The sequence below is a fragment of the Pantoea stewartii subsp. stewartii genome (genome assembly GCF_008801695.1).
In the GTDB taxonomy this organism is placed as follows: Bacteria; Pseudomonadota; Gammaproteobacteria; order Enterobacterales; family Enterobacteriaceae; genus Pantoea; species Pantoea stewartii.
On the sequence record NZ_VZPF01000045.1, the window covers coordinates 1 to 18,641 of the forward strand.

Genomic DNA, 18,641 nt, shown 5'->3' on the forward strand with positions numbered 1-18,641 from the left:
AGAGCATCCTGAAAAAAATTCTGACATACTTTACGGGCAGGCATAGCGGTGATCCCATTGAATTTGTGGAAGAATCAGTAGATCACATCTTGCTATGTCTGTCTCATTTTTGTGGGGATTCGTCAGGGCTGTAGCCCGCGTCTTCCTCCCAGCGATCCTCGCCGGTCGCCGGGCCGTTGGTCAAAATATAGCGGGCCGCACCGCGCAGCATGGGCATAATGTGTTTCAGCGCTTTTTTATCGAGATGACCAAGTCGGTGCAGCATATCGGCTAGCAGAACAGGGAAGGCACACTCATCCATCTGGATACCTGACCAGTATGGTTTTCCATCGAGCCACAGGTTCTGTGGCCAGCGCCCGGAGGGCTCCTGAACGCGTCGGAGATAATCCAGTATGGCGAGTGCTTCGTTGGCATCGCCAGCTGCCAGGAATCCCCCAGCCGTTTCGACCAGGTCACGCGGCCAGACCAGATGATAGCCTCCCAGATCGTCATCGCCCCTGGAAAATCCCCACGGAATCGTCAGGCTCGCGACAATGGCACCGGGGCAATCGGCTGCTTTATGCGAGGCCAGAACTGCGGTTGACACCCGGTATGTATTCACACCGTTCCGCTCGGGTTGATCGAGTGGAATGAGCGTGTTCTGCCATGCTTGCCAGTTACTGATGTAGTGCTTGCGGGCTTTGTCAAAGCCTGCTTTCAGACTGGCGGTTGCCGCCGCTGCGGCTTCGGATTCCGTCTGGCCGAACCCGATTGCCAGCATGGCTTCACGGCAGGCACTAGTGAATGCCAGCTCACCGGCAAGGGCGACATTGCCATCGTCCGCGCGCTGATACGAGTTCGCGATGCGCCCGTATTTTTTCAGCTGTTGCCAGCCGTCTGACGTGCCGACAAAGCCCACGCTCATTGCCGTCCAGGGTATATCGCAGACGAGCGCTAAGTAACGAGAGCGACCCGTGGCGAAAAGCACGGGCCTGTCTTCAAATTCACTGATTCATGCGGTGTTCATTTGCCCGGCATTCACCAGATGGGGAGCGAGCAGGGCGGTGATCTTGTAATCCGCAACATCCCCCTTTAGCGCGGTGAAACGGATGCGTTGCAGGACACAGTCACGGGCAGGATCCGTGATGATATCTTTTTCGAGCCGGTAGCGACCATCCCGGGCCGTGTTAACGATCGAAAAGGCCGGAATGCCTGGCGAGACCGTATGGGTTTCTGTCGAGCAATCGCGCTTTTCTTCTGAAAAATAACCTTCAGGGGCGGTGATGATGAACCCGAAATCGCGGGTGCAGGCGCTGTCAACGCGCGGATAATAAATTTCGTTGAGAATGCCGTGGCTTAAGGTGAACCAGACGCGGGAATCAGGTGAAAGGGCGGTGCCAATTCCGCTCTTGGCACTCGATGTCCAGCGGGCTTCAATCCCTGGCTTTCCTGGCGCTACGTCAATGATGGCGCGCTGTTGTTGGGCGTCCTCGCTTGCGCACGTTTGCAACGGTAGGGCGTCGCTGTCAGAATTTGACATATTCAGAATACCTTGGCTGTGTGCAGAAAAAATCTTAACCACGAAGAGGCGAATAACATCCTGACTTATCGCGGGCAAGAGTGAAATATTTCTATACCAAAGCAACTTGGTTAAAGTTAAAATCTTATGATTTTAGTATCGAACCTAATAGGGTTATAGCCGCTGTAACATTTCCGGGGCTTTGTTGAATAATAGGTAATCATTCTGTTTTGTCTGCACTGTTTTGGTAGAAAACGCTGATGCCAGACAGAACACCGTCATACGCAAGCATGTAACGCATTGATTTTATGTTATCTGAAACAACCGTTTTCATAGTACCACAGCATAAAATCCATTTATTCAACAAAGCCTGTCTGACAGTTAAATTACCCCGGACGCTGTTTGTTCAGTGTCCCGGGGCTATTAGACCCGCCTGATTACGCCCGTGTTAACCGGGCCCGCCACGCTATGATAGCTTCTGTACGCAGTGACGTTGCTGAATGGCTCTGATGCCTTGCCGTACTTTTTGTCCTTTTGCAACGAAAAAATATTTCTCATGCATGGCGGTTATGGCGCACCGGAATCTCACCGGTGCCAGCGCAACTCAGCCCGTCTGTTCAGCCCCGCGGCGTTGCCAATAGTTTTTAATGATTATTTAAAATAATTAATAACTAACCAGGATTGTTCCTATAAGAAACTTAACCGGGAACTCATATCCGTCTTTAACCACCCACCAATACAGATGATTTTATAATAATTATCAAGTGATTATATTTATCATCTGCCAGGAGAATACTGTGCCAGGCCGCCAGTTTGCTGTTACTCGTTCAGCTGCTAAGGGCTTTTTTCAGCAACGTGACGGTTTAAGTATGTTAAGGAAAAGTGTTCAAAAAATTACATTACTTTAAAGGTAAAGCATGCAGTTTCAAAAAGAAGAGACCTCCTGTTTTTCAACAGATGAAAGCCCGGTGGAAGTTTATACGGAATGGGACCCACTTGAAGAGGTCATTGTCGGGATTATGGACGATATTCGTGTTCCGGATTGGGACACCGGCCTTAAAGCTATTATTCCTAAGGAAACCAGTGGTTTTTTCCGTGAGTATTCCGGGCAACGTTTCCCGGAAGAACTCGTAGTTAAAGCCAGGCAGGAAGTGAATACCTTTGCCGAAATCCTGCAAGCTGAAGGGATCAGAGTACGCCGCCCTGATGAGTCAAATCATCATCAGCCGATCGTCACACCGCACTTTACCACCGGTGGAACCTTCTATTCCGCGATGCCGCGAGACTGCCTGTTTGCTATCGGAAAGAAAATCATTGAAGTGCCGATGTCATGGCGCAGCCGTTATTTCGAAACCTTCGCCTTTCGCAGCATCCTGAATGATTATTTCACCAGAGGGGCGGAGTGGATTTCTGCACCCAAGCCGATGCTGAAAGATGATGTGTGGCAAACAGAGTATGACTTCGAACAGGAACTCCCCTTTAATTCGATCATTACCGAAGTAGAGCCACTTTTTGACGCAGCCGACTTTATGAGAATGGGGCGGGACATTATAGGTCAGCGTAGTCATGTCACCAATAATAAAGGTATCGAGTGGCTGCGCAGAACGCTGGGGCCTGATTATCGCGTCCATATCTATGAGTTTGAAGAGCCAGGTCCCATGCATATTGATACGACGATATTGCCGTTGGCACCGGGCCGCGTATTAATTAATAAAGGTTGGGTACCGCAGATCCCTGATATTTTCAGAGACTGGGAAATATTGCATCCGCCTGCTTCTAATCTGCCGGACGACCATCCTTTATACATCACCTCAAAATGGATCCACGTGAATGTACTGATGTTGGATGAAAAAACCGTGGTGGTTGAGAAAGATGAAGAAGCACTGATTTCTGCCTTCCGTAAATGGGGTTTCAGAACCGTTCTTTGTCCGTTTAAGCATTTCCAGACATTTGGTGGTTCATTCCACTGCGCCACGTTGGATGTGAAGCGAAGCGGAAGTCTGAAGAGCTATATCTGATAACTCTACTCATAACAGCCATTGTCCCGTATGCAATGGATAAAAAGCATTTGATCTCACGCAGAGCCATCTGGCTCTGCATCACGGCATAAAACGTTTTACACAATTAAAAGGAAAATAACAGGATGTCAAAATGCAACCCACTCAGACAGTATTGATTGTCTCCTCCGAGCTGGATGCGGCGAAAACGGTTGAGGCCGTCAAGGCCATGCACGGGCTTAAAACACATCATTTTATCTATCTCATAGAGGATTATCTTGGTGTGGCCACCTGTGAAAAGGAGCGGCCTGAAAATTTTATTGTGCGTGACTTCGCCGCGTTGGAGGATATTAAGGCGGTATTGCATAAGATCGATCAGCAATATGATGTCTCGCTGGTCATATCCTGCGATGAGTTTGCGGTTTACGTGGCTGCCTTTGCCAATGATTTCTGGCAATTAACCGGAATAACCTGCGCGGAAGCAAGGAAATTTCGCGATAAAAAACGCATGAAAGAGCTGGCGCAGCAGGCTGGCATTGCCACCGCGCGGGAAATAACTCTTCAGAATATCGAAAATGGAGATGTTGCCTTTCCGGTGATAGTAAAACCACGTTCGCTGGCAGGCTCAATGGGCATAAAAATCGTCTCTGATGCAAAGCAGCTTGCCGATATAGATATTGACTGGTCGCCGGAATACCGCGATATGGATGAGCGGCAATACTTAATTGAGCAATATAATCCAAACACAATTTATCATATTGATTGTGTAGTGATTAATGGTCGTCTCTCATTTATTTCCGTCGGTGAATATTTAGGTAAGCCGATTAACTTTTTGCAGGAAAAGCCTGTCGGTGTGTTGTCAGTCTGTGATCATACCGTTGAGGATGTCTGGCAACCTTTTACCGAAAAAGTTCTTGCTGCTTTCGACGCGCCGGAGGGGGTTTACCACATCGAAGCTTTTGCTGATTCCGGTGCGGGCGTGGAATTACTCGAAATTGCCTGGCGTCCCGGCGGTGCGGCAATCGTGGAAATGGTCGAGATGGTGTACGGGCTGAATCTGAAACATATTCATCTGGCTGCGCAACTGGGACTTGATGTTGGTCTTCTCGTTCAGCGCAGGGAAGAAGCCTTTGGCTATATGACCTTTCCAAAGAAACATCTTGCTACTCAGACACTTTATGTCACCCGTGTCCACCTGCCGCCATTACAGCATATGGCAACGCTTAAGTCGCATAAGGTTCCCGTTGCCGGAGATATCGCCTCAGGAGAGTTCTATTGCTACAAAGACTCACTGGGATCCTTTGTATTTTGTGGCGATCGCGAGCAGGTTTCAAGAGATGTGAATTATCTGAATGCACATTATCTGGTACAGGTTGCGCCGGAGTATCAGCCTTAATATTGAGAATGGTCACTTAACGGCTGTGAACAAAAATCGCGCTTACAGTCAGGACAAGGTGACAAAGAATGAGTAAAAAAGAGATGCAGACCATCCTGATCGTTTCATCAGAACTGGATGTCGGCGAGGTGGTCACTGACATCAAGACAGCGTATCCCAACCGGCCGTGGCGGTTTATCTATCTTCTTGAAGATTTGAAAAACCAGGCGGCAGATGATTTGCATCGCGAGGATGTCTTTATCGTCAGGGATTTTGCCCGCCATCACGATGTGGAAGATGTGTTCAGCCAGATTGCACAGTCATTTTCAGTCACGCGGGTGATTCCCAATGATGAGTTCGCCGTATGGATTGCGGCCTGGGCCAACCATCGCTGGCAACTGCCGGGACTAACCTTTGATATGGCGGCCCGATTTCGCGATAAAAAGAAGATGAAAGAGATTGCCTGTCGCGCAGGCATCCTCACCGCACGGGAAATCAGCCCGCAGGCGATTAAACGTGGCGATGTGAGTTTTCCGCTGGTGATGAAACCTCGCTCGCTGGCAGGCTCCGTTGGGGTGAAAATTATCACTGATGCCGGGCAACTCAGTGCAATCACGCCGACCGAAGGTGATGACTATCGCGATATGGATGAGCAGCAATATTTTTTTGAGAGCTACAATCCCCAGCCGGTTTATCAGCTTGATGCGATAATGCTGGAAGGACGGCTCGCGCTACTCTCGGCGGGAAAATATATTGGTAAACCTATCGATTACCTCGATGAGCATCCACTGGGATTTTTTTCGGTGGAGGAGCGCGATTTGCGGCACATCTGGCGGCCTTTCACTGAGAAGGTGTTAGCGGCTTTTGGCGGTCCGGATGGCGTTTATCATATTGAAGCATTTGGTGATGACGGGCAGGGGGTAGAATTACTTGAGATTGCATACCGGCCCGGCGGGGCAGCGACGGTAGAAATGATCGCTATTGCCTGGAGAGTAGATTTGCGTTTCACACATCTGGCTACGCAATTGGGGCTGGAAGTGGGACGCCATTTTGCACCCCAGGGCGAGGCGTGGGGATATATGACCTTTCCTAAAAAGCACCTTGCCAAAGAGACACTTTATGTTTCCCGGCTGACTGTTCCTTCCGTGGACAGGCTGCCAACGCTGAAGATGCAGCAGCTTCCCAAATTGGGCGAGGTGGCGTCAGGGGCGTTCTTCTGTCATAAGGATTGTCTTGGCTCGTTTGTCTTCTGTGGTGACCGGGAAAGCGTGGCGCGGGATCTGAAACTTATCGTTGCTGATTACTCCGTTACGGTAAGCCCCGATTGAGTCTTTATTGTGCAGGGATGCCATGTTCTTCACTATTGGCTAAGCATCATGGTAAAAATAAAGAAATCCCGCAAACGAAAAACGCCCCAAAAAACACGGCAGTCCAGCGGCGAACAGCTGGCATACGGAACCAGTCAGGAGCTTCTTCAGCAGGCTTTGCATGAACTGCGGACAGATTATCCACCCGAGCAGCTAGAGGTCGAAGAAGTACTGGTATTCGATCACGCGGCCTGTCTGCTTCGTGAACGGATGGCCAGAAAACTGGGTACCGTATCTCTGGACAGTGCGCGGGTTTTACTGATGACAATGATGTTGCAGGCTAACGGCATGCCAAAGGCTCGCAGGGCTGTTCAGGGAACGGGTAGGGTAGGCTACGATTTATGCGTCTGTAACCGGCTACGCCGGGCGTACGGCGCCGTTCAGTTCTGCGCCATCTTTTACGTCATCTGGCACCTTCATGCCGCTGAAGCGGCATTATGAATACGGCTCTCACTGCAGGGGTTAATTCAGATTAAAACGTCCGTTTTGTGCCAGCAGCGGACGTTGCTAAACTCGTGATCTGCGTTGATCTGGTGGAGCCATACGCATTCGCCCAGGCGGCGCACATCTGCGTCACGCTGAGCATCATATATGTTCAGAAAAGGCCTCACTGTCGCCGGAAGCGACGGCACCTTCTCTGTCCGGGCAGGCTGTTACGAGTTGTACAGTCCAGGGACAGCACTACGTGAATTCTGACAATAAAGCTCGGGTGTAAAAGAATTGGTGACTAACAGGGGAAGAGGGGGCCCGCCGCTAAATGTGTAGACTCCACCTTATAGTGCAGGCCCCGTTAGCTCATACTACTCTGTAAAACCCGTTATTTATTTCTGATTGTTTAATTGCAAGGAAATAAAAACCCGCAAATAAATACCAGTAGGGCAGTTAAGCCGAAAAACCGTTAGTCCTGATCGTGAGAATAGAACACGATCCCTTTATTAATGGCACACTCGTATTGAGCGGGATTGCCGTAGGGCTTCCAGTCTGGCAAAGTAAACGTCCGCATGGAGAATCCTATGGTGTTTTCATCCTTTGAACGGTAGCGCAAAAACTGGACTTGCGGTTTATCTTTATTATTAACCGTTTGGTGCATATCTGAGAAAGCCAGAGAACCGTCAGGTCTGATCAGGTATGACGTAATCTTCATACCGCCTCTCATGGTACCTTTGATATTGTTTTCCCGATCGAAACACTGCGTTAAATCGATAGACAAATTAATGTCTTTTCCTTTCATTAACGCCTGGTTAATCTCAGAAACCGTATTGAGCGTACTGGCAAAAGCAGACTGGGAAAAGATGCATAAAAAAGTAGCCAACATGGCGAATTTACTGGCATACAGTCTGTACTTTCTGTCTGATGAAGCAGATTGCTTAGAGAGCAACATTTTCTTTCTCCATTATTAAAAACATTTAATAACATCACTGAGTAATAATTAAACCGCACATTCTAACTGTTTAATTAAAAAGTGCTGGCGATGATGATGGGGAATTTGCTCGATCGTCATTTGCAACAGGTAGCCTTGTTTCTCATAGAATTCACGCGCCTGAAAACTGAATGTATCAACGAAAACGCCTTTACAACCACGTGCTAATGCTTCCTGTTCTGCAGCGTGCAGCATCCTCGCGCCAAGCCCTGTTTTTCGACGTGATTCGTCGACCCACAGAAAGTGTATATGCATCCAGTTACCCCATGTAATAGCGACTAAGCCAGCCACTTTGTTGCCATCATCATCATTAATGAAAAGAGCAATGTCTTTTTTTTCATCAGGGTCGACATACCGGGAATTAAATGCCATCAATTTCTTATGTATTTCAGCCACATCGTCAGGATGAGGAGTAGCTGTTATTATCATCTTCACGTACCCTGTTCCTTGTTAACAGCAATCTGCTCTACCTCAGCATTAAAACGTGTAAGTGGCGAGATGTGGCATTAAGTTCCATTATTCTGCTTCCAGTTCGATCACATCCTCGTCAGATGGGTCATCCAGTTCACGCAACACACGATAAACTCTCGCGACGGCCTGCAAAGTATGCCTGGGGATGAGTTGCCCCTCCTGGGATTGATAAAGCGTTCTGGCCAGCCAAATGAAGCGAATCACGGGAATTTTAGCCTGTTGTGCCCGGACAATCAGCGTCTTAGCATCACTGTCCTCACCTTTGCATATGATACGTGGTAAGGGCGTTAACTCAGGACGATAGTAGAGCGCAACAGCATAATGGGTAGGGTTGACCAGAAGCAGGTCAGCCTTTTCAAGCGGCTCTCGCTTCACAGCCTGTACAGGCGCGTTCAGCAACTCTTGTGCAACAGCATGACGATGTCCTTTCATATGAGGGTCACCTTCGGATTGCTTATGTTCATCACGTATGTCCTGATGACTCATACGCTGTTGCTTAAGGAAATAATACTTCTGCAGGCCAAAGTCCAGGAGGGTCATTATCAATAAGGTCAACAGTGTCTGGCGTGAAACGCGGGTGAGCAGAACCTCCACCGCAGGCCAAAAGCTGTTCAGGTCACCATAAGCAAGACGGGAAAGAGACTCAAGATCGGTACTCAGCACTAAAATAAAAATAGTACATATTGCCGCAGCTTTTAGCATGCTACTAAGCATGTCGGTGAGTTTCTTCACAGAAAACATCTGCCTGAACTGATTCACGGGATTCAGGCGATTAAAATCAGGCTTGAGGGCTTCTGTTGCAAACAAAGGCCCATATTGTATCCAACCGCCGATAATACGTAGTAACGCAGCCACTGCCACAGTAATACCAAAAAATGTTGAAACAATAAGCAAAGCACTACCAGCAAGCTCGCTGAGAACCTGCTCAAAAGGCTGGTTCAGGCGCATAAGCGGCAACATCATAAGAGCCTGAAGCTTCTGCATGCCAACATCATCCAGCGCCATTACGGTTTCAACCACGCCTGCACAAATGAGAAGCTTCGGAACGTCCTGGCTTTGGGGAACCTGGCCTTTACGGCGCGCATCCTGAAGTTTTTTTGCCGTAGGTTTTTCCGTTTTTTCAGACATGTCACTGCCCCCCCAATAAGCCTTTTATCAGTTTGCTGAGATCGCGTAGCAGGTACAGTCGTTCCTCTCCCAGCGTGCTTAACGTTGGGATATAAAGTACAAAAAACAGCAGACCGAGGAGGCATTTTGCGGGAACCGACAGAACAAAAGCCTGTAGCTGAGGGCTATACAGGCTGAGAATCGCAATACTGAAATCCATCATGAGTAGTAATGCCACCAGCGGACCAGCATAAATAATAATATGACTGAACGTGTCAGTCAGCAGAGCCAGATATTGCTCAAATCCATTATGATTCGGAAATGGCAACCACTGCATTACCGGCCAGACAGAATAGCTGTCCCAAATAATCTGAGTGACGCCACTCAATCCGGTGGTAAGAATGAGAAACAGTATGAGTGTCTGTTGAAGCAGAAGTCCCAGCGGTGTCACGTCACTACCGAGTGCCGGATTCAATTGTCCCCCAATGAGGGCGCCACGCTGGTTATCGAACAGCGCACCGACTGACTGAAATAACCAGAAGGGCATGCTGATCACCAATCCCAGCAGAATTCCAATCACCCCCTCTTTAAGGATAAGCGCAATAAGTTGCGGCCAGCCTGGCATTTGTAAAGCCAGTTGTGCCTGTAAACCCAAAGTCGGGACGATTGCCAGCGCTAATACCACCCCGCTACGTACAATCCCTTTAAGGATATTGAAAGAAAATACCGGCACCAGGATCAGACAGGGATATAAACGTGCGGCACTCAGCGCCAGGGCGAAAAGATATTCATAGAGTAAGTGGATGACAGTGTTCGCCATGATTAAGCGCCAGTTTGAGGAATCATGGCCATAGCCTGCTGGGCCAACTCCAGCAACTCAACTCCAATCCAGCGACCACTCAATGCCAGTGCAATGCCTACCGCTACGAGTTTGATCGCGAACGGCAGGGTCTGGTCCTGAAGTTGCATGACGGCCTGAAGCAGAGAAACCAACACGCCAACAATGACGGCAACCAGCAATGGCGGAGCAGAAAGCAGAACCACAAGTAACATCGCCTGTTTAAAGAGATTCATTATTTCCATGCTTGCACCTCAAAGATAACTATAAAACAGGCCATCCAGCAGGCGTGTCCAGCCATTGATAAGCACAAAGAGCAACATTTTTAAGGGCAGGGAAAGTGTCATCGGGGCCACCATCTGCATCCCCAGCGCCAGTAAAACATTTGAAACAATGAGGTCGATAACAATAAACGGGATATAGATTAAGAAACCAATCTTGAATCCAGCTTGTAATTCCGACAAAACGAAAGCCGGTATGACAAGTAACAGGTTGTCTTTACTGATATTTTCTGACATGGACTTCGGCCACATCCTGACACTGTTTTCCTGCAAGTGAATCAAAATGTCGGGATCGGTGTTATGCGCCATAAATTTCTGTAACGGTGTTACGCCATTGGTGATGCTGGTTCTCAGGTTGTCCACATTCGAGAAATCTGCGGGCGCCTGACTGAACTGCTGCTGCATCTGATTAAAAACGGGAGCCATAACAAACAGCGTTGCCGCCAGTGCAATGCCGTAAAGGGCCATGTTGGGTGGAACTTGCTGGACCCCAATAGCATTACGTGTGATCAACAGCACCATAGAGATTTTTAAAAAGCAGGTACAGACGATCATCAGGATAGGTATGAGTGACAGCGCGCCCAGAAAAAGAGCAAAGGTCATGGGATCGAATTGTTCAGTACTCATACTCATACCTGCTGTAATGTCAGCAGGAGACGGGTGAGCTGTAATCCAAGTTGCCCTTCCACATCCACAAGTTCACCCTGAGCGATTAATGTCTCGCCGTAATATAAATCAGCTTCGCCAGGCGTCATGTTATCGAGCGTCAACACGCTGCCCGGCTGGAGGTGTTGCAGTTCTCCTAAAGTAAGGCGTGTCCGGCCACATCGGACTTCCAGCGACAATGGCAGCATGGCTAACGAGAAATGATCATCCGATGCAAGATGTTCCCGTTTGGAAACAGCGTCAGAGCCTTCAGTTTCATAGGGATTCAAAGCGGTTCTCTCCAGATGAGTAATCACAAAGTGATGAGGCAACTGCAGTGTCCCCACCAGCTCATATCCAGCAATGTTGACGCAGCCTTTTCCATCCGGGCTAAAATAGTTAACGGGGGGAACAAGCACATCGCCTTCCTGAAGCGCATGTAGCTGTGAGGTATGCAGAGTGATGCGGCCAAGCACTAACGGCCTGACGTAAGTCAGCGTGTCTGGCAGCGTATATCGTTGAGGTTGCCAACCGGGTTGCCTGAGCCAGTGTGCCAGGCTCGTATGGCTGAGATAAAGTCTGCCTTCCACACGACGCTCTCCGAGCCTGACAATAAGCCTCGTGCTTAACACATCCTTTTCAGCTCTGTCGCAGCGTTTTATTTCACCAAACAAGTTCGCCAGTTCTGGGCTGAGGTATTGATTAAATAATATCAATTCCCACTCACAGGCAGGCGACTGCACATCCTGATCGGTAAAAGGTGACAGCGACAACATATTAAGCAGCGGTATGCCGTCACCCAGGGAAAAGTTTCCCAGTGCACAAGACCAGTGAGTCAGGGCGATCGGAGAGGAGAGGTGTCCAGGCAAAAGAGACAGTGCTCCGACTTCATCACCTAACGTGAAAGGAAATGAATATTTGCACGCCAGTTGATTCTGTGACTGCATACTGGCCCGGCTCACCAGTGGGAAATGTCGTCGCGTTATCTTGCCCATCAGAGGCTACCCTGTTCAATTCTGAGACGGACAGGTGCACCAAAAGACTGACTCAACTGGCGGCGACACTGTCTTTCACGACGCTGCCAGTGATCCCAGACGCGAGGCGAAAAGCGCAGCGCAATATCCCATCCGGCCGGCTGGCAACGGGCGAGCCTGACGTCAACTTCGCCTGCTTCAGGCAGCATAAGGGTAAAAGCACAGTCTTCGTTTGCATGGTCAGCGATGTGTTCAAGTAACGCCTGATGAAGGCTGTCCCAGTCCGGCGAGGGCGATGCATCCGGCGGCTGATCCTTAACGGGCTCGTACGAAGTTGTGCTGGCCAAAAACAGTGAACCTAATGTGGCCAGCGATTCTTTGCTCTCGTGCTTGCGCAAGAAAGACGCGGATGTGGACTTACTTGCGCGCTCATCAAGCCGATGCTGAGGTTTATGGGACGGTAACCGGTCAGGATAACACGATGGCTCTCTCATGCATCCTCCAGGTGTTCAGCTAAATATTCCAGTTTTTCGAGATCTTTTTGCCGTTCGCGCGTGTGTTGAGACGCTTGCGTCAGTTCATGAGCCACCTGTTGACAGCGTTGCTCTGACTGCTGACAGCTCTGCTGCTGCCGACACATGGTCTCCAGAGCCGTACGCTCTGCGTTAACCTGTGCCGTGAGCGTTTGCCGGCACGATTGCTTACGCAAGCCTTCACGTTGTCGTTGATAGTGCAACTGAGCTTGCTGAAGGTGCTGTTCTTCAACGTGTTGCTGTGACTCAGCCTCAATCAGATTATTTTGCAGCTGTCGTTGTACGCGCTGAGCACGTATGAAACGCTGGCGGCGTAGGGGAATCAATGTCTCCAGGGCCATTTGTAGGCTTTCAAATGGGTTTTCCTGAGCAAGTTCATCGTCTTCATTCTGGCGCATGGGCACTGACCTCATTAAGTTGAGAGAGGATGTGTTCAAAAGGCTCAGGAGTGCGCATTGTCTGGCGCAGAAAATGGTTGATGGTGTCGTTCGCATTAACGGCAGCATCCGTCAGGATGTCGTGACCGGGTTGATATTCCCCTAACCGAATCAGCACTTCTACCTGCTTGTAAGCGGCTATGAGGCTACGGATATTCCCCACCTGCTTGAGGTGAACCTGATCTACCACGTTACTCATGGTCCGGCTCAGGCTGGCCAGAATGTCGATAGCAGGGTAATGGTTACGCTCGGCCAGACGGCGACTGAGCACAATGTGTCCATCAATCAGTGAACGAACTTCATCGGCTACCGGATCACCCATAGAGTCCTGTTCGATCAAGACCGAATACAGCGCGGTGATCGCTCCCTTCCGGGTCTGTCCGGCTCGTTCTACTAAGCGCGGCAGAAGCGTATATACAGAAGGCGGCAACCCGCCACGTCCCGGCGGTTCGCCTAAGGCGAGACCTATTTCACGTTGGGCACGGGCAAAGCGGGTTAAAGAGTCGATGATGAGCAGCACGCTTTTGCCCTCAGCACGAAACGCCTCGGCAATGGCAGTGGCTGTAAACGCGGCCCTGGCGCGCTCCATACTGCTTCGGTCTGAAGTGGCGCATAGCAAAATGGTACGTTTACGTAGGGTATCGTCCAGCTCATGATCGAGAAATTCGCGCAACTCTCGACCACGTTCGCCAATCAAACCAAAGACGATAACATCACAGGGTGAATTTCTTGCCAGTTCTGCCAGCAGCGTCGTTTTACCACAACCCGCTCCGGCGAAAACGCCAACACGCTGGCCCTTGCCTATCGTCAAAAGACCATCAATCGCCCGCAGTCCGGTTGGCAAAACGGTATCAATTCGCGGTCGCTCTGTAGGAGGAGGTGCATCATTCAGGACGGGTACGGTAGTGCACTGAAGGCCCGGCTCAGCGAAGGCGCTGTAGCCGCCAGGTTCCAGTGCGCGCCCAAAACCATCGAGTACACTCCCCATAAGCCGTTCACTCACGCAGATGCTGTGAGGGAGATAAAGGGGTGTGATAAGGGCACCCTGAGATATGCCGTCTAAAGCGCCGAGTGCAGAAAGCAAAATGTGTTCTGCACTAAAACCTACAATCTCGGACAACACAGCGTCACCCTCACTGCGCTGGATGAGGCACAAATCACCAATACGTGCGCCCGGCAGGCTGCATTCGATAAGAATCCCATTGATGCCGGTGACTTTTCCATAACGTCTGATGGGCTTATAACGGGCAAGCCGCTGTTGGTGATTCAGCGACCACTGTTTCAAATCCTGGCTTAAGGTATCCATTACCATTTCACCCGGATATTTTCGCGCCCTGCAAACTCAATGCTGTCGCTGTTAATTGCCACCAGACGTAACTGGTCTACTTCATCGCCTATAAATATACGCTGACCACTGTCAGTGACGATGTTGGCGTGAGCACCGCTGGTAATTTGCACAATATTGAACGGCAGCTTAACGCTAGCGGCACCCACATGGTTATGAATCGGTAACCGTACGTCATAATGGCGATAAAGCGTTTTCAGCATGCGTTGTAATCGCTGATTTTCTTCATCGGTGACACCGCCTGACAGGGTTACGCTTTGATTATCTGAAGTGAGAGAAACGTGTTTATTAAGCCCGCGGTCGAGCAACATGCTGGCAATAATCTGGCGCGTCCGGGGTACGCTCGTTAGCGAGGGTTTACCTGGAGCAGGTGGCGCGGAGGGCGAGGCAATGCTGGTATTCAGCATCCAGGTCCCTAACATCATAACCAGCAGCAACGTCAGGCCCATGTAAGACAGTTTCGCCCAAAATGGCAATGGGCTCTTCTTCGCCGAAAGGTGTTCTGAGACGGGTTGAACTGAGGCTGAAGCCTCAACCAAAGTTGGTTCACTATCATGGGATGACTCCGCGTCATGCAGCAGTTCAGCCTCATCCTCCGGCCAAGGCGTCGCTGCGTCAACGATGCTCAACCAGATATGCCCGACGGCAAAAGCTGTGCCAGGTTGCAGATTACTCAGCGCTTCGCAGCGCTGCCCTTCGTTATCTTTCACTGGCCCGTCAGAGGCTTTGACTTCCCATCCCTGCGGGGTTTTTACCAGCTGACAGTGGCGATCCTTTATTCCCGGGTCATAAAGGGCTAAATCGGCATGTTCATCAGCACCAATCCACCATTTATCGCCACTTAGCGGCAATGCAGCACCGCGGTGCAAGCCTGTCAGTACGCGTAATTCATGCATGATTCATCTTCCTGCAGCGTAGGCGGTGATAGCTGTAAATCGATCCGCCCCAACACATTGATAGCAACATTACTGGTCAATTCGGCAAAGGAGATAACCGGCACCGCATGGAACTCATCTTTCAGCAGCGCGCGAAGAGGGCTCCGTAAATCCTGGGCGACAAGAATTAACGCCTGTGGCGTGTCATAAGGAGGGAAGGCATCGCGCATTTGATGCAGTAAACTGATGCCGTAATCCTGCGCCAGCGAGAAAAAGGTTTCATTTTGTGCCTGACGTAAAGAATCACGGAGGAGCTCTTCGGTTTCCGAAGTCAGTAACCAGACATTTAGCCCATTCGGTTGCAGATACTGGTGGCAGATATGCTCTTTCAATGCAATACGGACAAGATCGGTGAGCGCCGCACTGTCTCGTTCATGTTGTCCATGTTCAACAAGTGTTTCCGCAATAGTGCGGACTGAGCGCAGCGGAATACGCTCGGAGGCCAGTCGCTGTAATACGGACGCAAAGCGGGAAAGCGGCATAATACGTTGCAATTCTTGAGCCAGCTCGGGTTGTTCGCTTTCCAGCCAGGTAAGAATGGATTTACTCTCCTGCAGACCAATAAACTGCGCGCAGCTCTGGTGAATAGCCTGCTCCATGCGCAGCATAATGAGCTGCCCGGCTGCCCAGTAGCGCATTTCGTCCTTTTGCAGGAGTGGGTGGTCAGGTGACAGCCAGCAATAGTGAGCTTCGTTCCGGTCTGCAATACCCGGCTTGAGTTGAATATCAGCTTCATCATGGTCCTCACCGTGCGAGGCATCCACATCACTTTTCCTGACAGCCACGAATGGAATGCCAAAGGTTGCAGTCACCAGAGGAATTTCATAAACACAGAAGCGAAACTCATCCTCAGCCAGCCTGGGCGAAAACTCGATATCGAAACCGGGAAGCGTGAAGCCAAAACGGTATACCAGGCGATTACGAAGACGACGTATTTCCCGTATCAGCGTTGTGGCAGCCTCACCACCCTGATGAACCTGGCTAAACTGCAGCAGAAAAGCGCGGGTTGGGTTGAAACGCCTCAGATCCTGGTAGCCATTTTCTTCTGGTGCCAGCTGCTGCAAATGGAGCTGGTCGGCCTCCTGTCGTATTCTGTTATGTTTACTGCGCCATAACTGAAAAAGACCGCTGCCCAGGGCGAGTAAGCTGATGATGATGAAGACGGCGGTGGGCATACCGGGCAACAGCGCGAAGCCGAGCATACCTGCGGCAGACATAATCCAGGCCTTAGGCTGGCTTGTTAACTGTTCGGCGATTTCCCGGCCAATGTTGGCATCGACTTGCTGACCATCAGCGGAAACCCGGGTAATAATCATCCCGGCTGTCAGTGAAATGAGAAGCGCGGGGATCTGTGCGATCAAACCATCACCAATGGTCAATACAGAATAGATATGAATTGCTGCACTGGCGTCCATACCATTTTGCAGAACACCAATGGCGAATCCGCCAAGCATGTTGATAAAGACAATGACCAGGCCCGCTATGGCGTCACCTTTTACAAACTTCATTGCGCCGTCCATCGCGCCGAATAGCTGACTCTCTTTAGCCAGATTCTCTCGTCGCTGACGTGCCTGATGGGCTTCTATGAGTCCTGCGCGGAGGTCGCTGTCAATTGACATCTGCTTACCCGGCATCGCATCTAGAGTGAAGCGCGCAGCCACTTCTGCCACGCGCTCTGAACCCTTGGTTATCACCAGAAAATTCACTACGGTCAGAATCAAAAAGATCACCAGACCTACTGCCAGATTGCCGCCCACCACAAAATTTCCGAACGCTTCAACAATGTGTCCTGCATCCTGTTGCAACAGGATTTGACGCGTCGTTGAGATGGACAGCGCCAGACGAAACATCGTTGTTAAGAGCAGTACTGAAGGAAACGTCGAGAAAGCCAGTGGTTTTGGCAGATACATTGCCAAAACAATAAGTAGAGAAGATATGCATATATTGAGTGCGATCAGCACATCAATCAGACTGGTTGGCAGAGGAATTATCATCATGAACACGATCGACATGACGATCGTGGCGCCTACGACTTCCGAGCGTTGCATCGCACTAATGGCGAGACGATTTAACCAGACAAACAACGAACTCATTTACCCTGCCGTCCTGGATTGTTTGAGCTCCGCACGCGGCTCAGCAGCTGCATATTCACCGATCATTGTGCGTAACAGATTTAACGCCAGGTGGCGGTTTTTATTTCTGTCCTCACGCCACACTCCCATAGGCAAATGGCTGAGTAGGGGAACCAATCCACTGAGAAACAAAACCTGATGTTGAGGATGCTGGCCGGCTACATCGCGCGTTAAGTTTTGTAAATCACGCAAATAGGCACCATTGCCACTCAGGTTAAGCAAACGACGGGTGAGATCCAGGGGAGTAATGCCGACACCAGGCAACTTACTGGTCAGTCGCGAAATTAAAACTTTGCTTGCTGTAAGCGTCTGGCTGATATGACTGGCGTCCTGCAGGCTAACCATGATTTTTTGTAGCGCGCGTTTCGGTATGGAAGAGCTACGCGCTGCTATATCATCTGAAAGTGCTCGCTGTAGGGTACGCAGACCCTGGATGAAATTAACGCTGCCGAAACGGTTGAGCAGCGCATCCAGCATTGCATTACCCGATTGCAGATGAACAATCGTCTCATAGTAAAGGTGACGCAACGCTTGCTTCTGCAGCGGATCGGTACTGAAGCTGGCAATGGCGTGCGCAGTATTTAAACCTGCGTTGACTTCAGCTCCCTTCTTTTCATGCAGTTGTTCGATGCTGTGCCGCGATCGCTCCACTATCAACGTATTCTGTGTCTGCTGCCCCTTTATCATCGTATGTCTTAACAAAACGTCACAAAGGGCTGGATCCTTTCCAGCGACATCCAGCAGAGCATCTAAGTCAGGCGCAGGCGATCGCTGGAGCAACGTCTGCATTTTTTGATTCTGCGTTTCCAGCTGAGCATGCTGTGGGTGCTCAAGCAACTTCATTAACTCGTAGAGTTTTTCAATACGTTCAATATGTTGAGTTGATTTGCTACCCGGTTGCGCGACGACTTTTCGCTGGTTAAGCGCTTTGTTTTTACGCTCTACATGTTCAGCAAATGTCATTGAGACCTCTTCCATAGCGTCTTCAAGCGGTGAGGCGGGCACTCTTGATGATGCGCCGCTTACCGAAGACGCTGCACTCACAACGGATACCGATGCCTCTTCAACCACGGTATTGGGAGACAAATGCGCCGATTGAACGCCGGGCACAGCGGGAGCAATTTTCATCCTGGCGAACCTCATACAGGGAAGCTGATGCAGATATGTGGCGTGTTTTATGCTCCGGTTCCCAATAAATTTTCCCAGGCAACAGAGTTAATTACAGAAGATTGCAATGAGTTGCAGATTTAGCTGGAGCTTACGGCAAAAAGTTGCGAAAAAATGAA

The 18,641-nt window shown here is 50.0% G+C and carries 18 protein-coding genes and 1 pseudogene; 4 read left to right on the forward strand and 15 right to left on the reverse strand.

The window, feature by feature from the left end:
- Positions 1 to 103 precede the first annotated feature (103 nt).
- A complete protein-coding gene (locus tag F7Q90_RS27710) occupies positions 104 to 601 on the reverse strand; it encodes a glycoside hydrolase family 15 protein (protein ID WP_346265395.1) in 498 nt (165 codons plus the stop codon).
- Between the two features lie 51 nt (positions 602 to 652).
- Positions 653 to 1,519: pseudogene (locus F7Q90_RS27715) on the reverse strand (glucan 1,4-alpha-glucosidase); the annotation flags it as partial.
- Positions 1,520 to 2,415: 896 nt separating this feature from the next.
- Here F7Q90_RS27715 and F7Q90_RS14400 point away from each other — a divergent pair.
- From F7Q90_RS14400 to F7Q90_RS26700, 4 genes are all read left to right on the forward strand, one after another.
- Entirely contained in the window at positions 2,416 to 3,516 is a 1,101-nt protein-coding gene (locus tag F7Q90_RS14400) for a hypothetical protein (protein ID WP_006121890.1), read from the forward strand.
- A 133-nt stretch (positions 3,517 to 3,649) separates the two neighbouring features.
- Positions 3,650 to 4,891, forward strand: coding sequence for an ATP-grasp domain-containing protein (locus tag F7Q90_RS14405; protein ID WP_006121889.1), 1,242 nt, complete (start codon positions 3,650 to 3,652; stop codon positions 4,889 to 4,891).
- Positions 4,892 to 4,959: 68 nt separating this feature from the next.
- A complete protein-coding gene (locus tag F7Q90_RS14410; protein ID WP_006121888.1) occupies positions 4,960 to 6,198 on the forward strand; it encodes an ATP-grasp domain-containing protein in 1,239 nt (412 codons plus the stop codon).
- Between the two features lie 48 nt (positions 6,199 to 6,246).
- Positions 6,247 to 6,678, forward strand: coding sequence for a hypothetical protein (locus F7Q90_RS26700; RefSeq protein WP_006121887.1), 432 nt, complete (start codon positions 6,247 to 6,249; stop codon positions 6,676 to 6,678).
- 457 nt (positions 6,679 to 7,135) lie between these two features.
- On the opposite strand, the gene F7Q90_RS14415 is transcribed toward F7Q90_RS26700, so the two are convergent.
- From F7Q90_RS14415 to sctW, 13 genes are all read right to left on the reverse strand, one after another.
- Positions 7,136 to 7,618, reverse strand: a complete 483-nt coding sequence (locus F7Q90_RS14415) for a VirK family protein (RefSeq protein WP_052310158.1) — start codon at positions 7,616 to 7,618, stop codon at positions 7,136 to 7,138.
- A 48-nt stretch (positions 7,619 to 7,666) separates the two neighbouring features.
- Entirely contained in the window at positions 7,667 to 8,092 is a 426-nt protein-coding gene (locus tag F7Q90_RS14420) for a GNAT family N-acetyltransferase (RefSeq protein WP_039339383.1), read from the reverse strand.
- Positions 8,093 to 8,173: 81 nt separating this feature from the next.
- Positions 8,174 to 9,256, reverse strand: coding sequence for a type III secretion system export apparatus subunit SctU (gene sctU, locus F7Q90_RS14425; RefSeq protein WP_006121883.1), 1,083 nt, complete (start codon positions 9,254 to 9,256; stop codon positions 8,174 to 8,176).
- Between the two features lies 1 nt (position 9,257).
- On the reverse strand, positions 9,258 to 10,055 hold the full coding sequence (sctT, locus tag F7Q90_RS14430; RefSeq protein ID WP_006121882.1) for a type III secretion system export apparatus subunit SctT: 798 nt from the start codon (positions 10,053 to 10,055) through the stop codon (positions 9,258 to 9,260).
- 2 nt (positions 10,056 to 10,057) lie between these two features.
- Positions 10,058 to 10,318 (reverse strand): type III secretion system export apparatus subunit SctS, encoded by a 261-nt coding sequence (gene sctS, locus F7Q90_RS14435; protein WP_033742539.1) that lies wholly within the window; start codon positions 10,316 to 10,318, stop codon positions 10,058 to 10,060.
- A 9-nt stretch (positions 10,319 to 10,327) separates the two neighbouring features.
- On the reverse strand, positions 10,328 to 10,981 hold the full coding sequence (gene sctR, locus F7Q90_RS14440) for a type III secretion system export apparatus subunit SctR (RefSeq protein WP_006121880.1): 654 nt from the start codon (positions 10,979 to 10,981) through the stop codon (positions 10,328 to 10,330).
- A 2-nt stretch (positions 10,982 to 10,983) separates the two neighbouring features.
- Complete coding sequence (locus tag F7Q90_RS14445; RefSeq protein ID WP_006121879.1) at positions 10,984 to 11,994, reverse strand: FliM/FliN family flagellar motor switch protein; 1,011 nt, start codon at positions 11,992 to 11,994, stop codon at positions 10,984 to 10,986.
- Positions 11,994 to 12,467: a type III secretion system HrpP C-terminal domain-containing protein gene (locus F7Q90_RS14450; protein ID WP_044243053.1), complete on the reverse strand. Its 474-nt coding sequence runs from the start codon at positions 12,465 to 12,467 to the stop codon at positions 11,994 to 11,996. Before F7Q90_RS14450 ends, F7Q90_RS14445 begins: the two co-directional genes overlap by 1 nt.
- Positions 12,464 to 12,904, reverse strand: a complete 441-nt coding sequence (locus tag F7Q90_RS14455; protein WP_006121877.1) for a hypothetical protein — start codon at positions 12,902 to 12,904, stop codon at positions 12,464 to 12,466. The genes F7Q90_RS14450 and F7Q90_RS14455 overlap by 4 nt, the downstream gene beginning before the upstream one ends.
- Positions 12,891 to 14,255 (reverse strand): FliI/YscN family ATPase, encoded by a 1,365-nt coding sequence (locus F7Q90_RS14460; RefSeq protein WP_006121876.1) that lies wholly within the window; start codon positions 14,253 to 14,255, stop codon positions 12,891 to 12,893. The genes F7Q90_RS14455 and F7Q90_RS14460 overlap by 14 nt, the downstream gene beginning before the upstream one ends.
- Complete coding sequence (sctD, locus tag F7Q90_RS14465; RefSeq protein ID WP_006121875.1) at positions 14,249 to 15,184, reverse strand: type III secretion system inner membrane ring subunit SctD; 936 nt, start codon at positions 15,182 to 15,184, stop codon at positions 14,249 to 14,251. Before sctD ends, F7Q90_RS14460 begins: the two co-directional genes overlap by 7 nt.
- Positions 15,163 to 17,316, reverse strand: a complete 2,154-nt coding sequence (sctV, locus tag F7Q90_RS14470; protein WP_006121874.1) for a type III secretion system export apparatus subunit SctV — start codon at positions 17,314 to 17,316, stop codon at positions 15,163 to 15,165. Before sctV ends, sctD begins: the two co-directional genes overlap by 22 nt.
- Positions 17,317 to 18,483 carry a type III secretion system gatekeeper subunit SctW gene (gene sctW, locus F7Q90_RS14475; RefSeq protein WP_006121872.1) on the reverse strand — a complete coding sequence of 389 codons (1,167 nt, stop codon included), beginning with the start codon at positions 18,481 to 18,483 and terminating at the stop codon, positions 17,317 to 17,319.
- Positions 18,484 to 18,641: the final 158 nt, after the last annotated feature.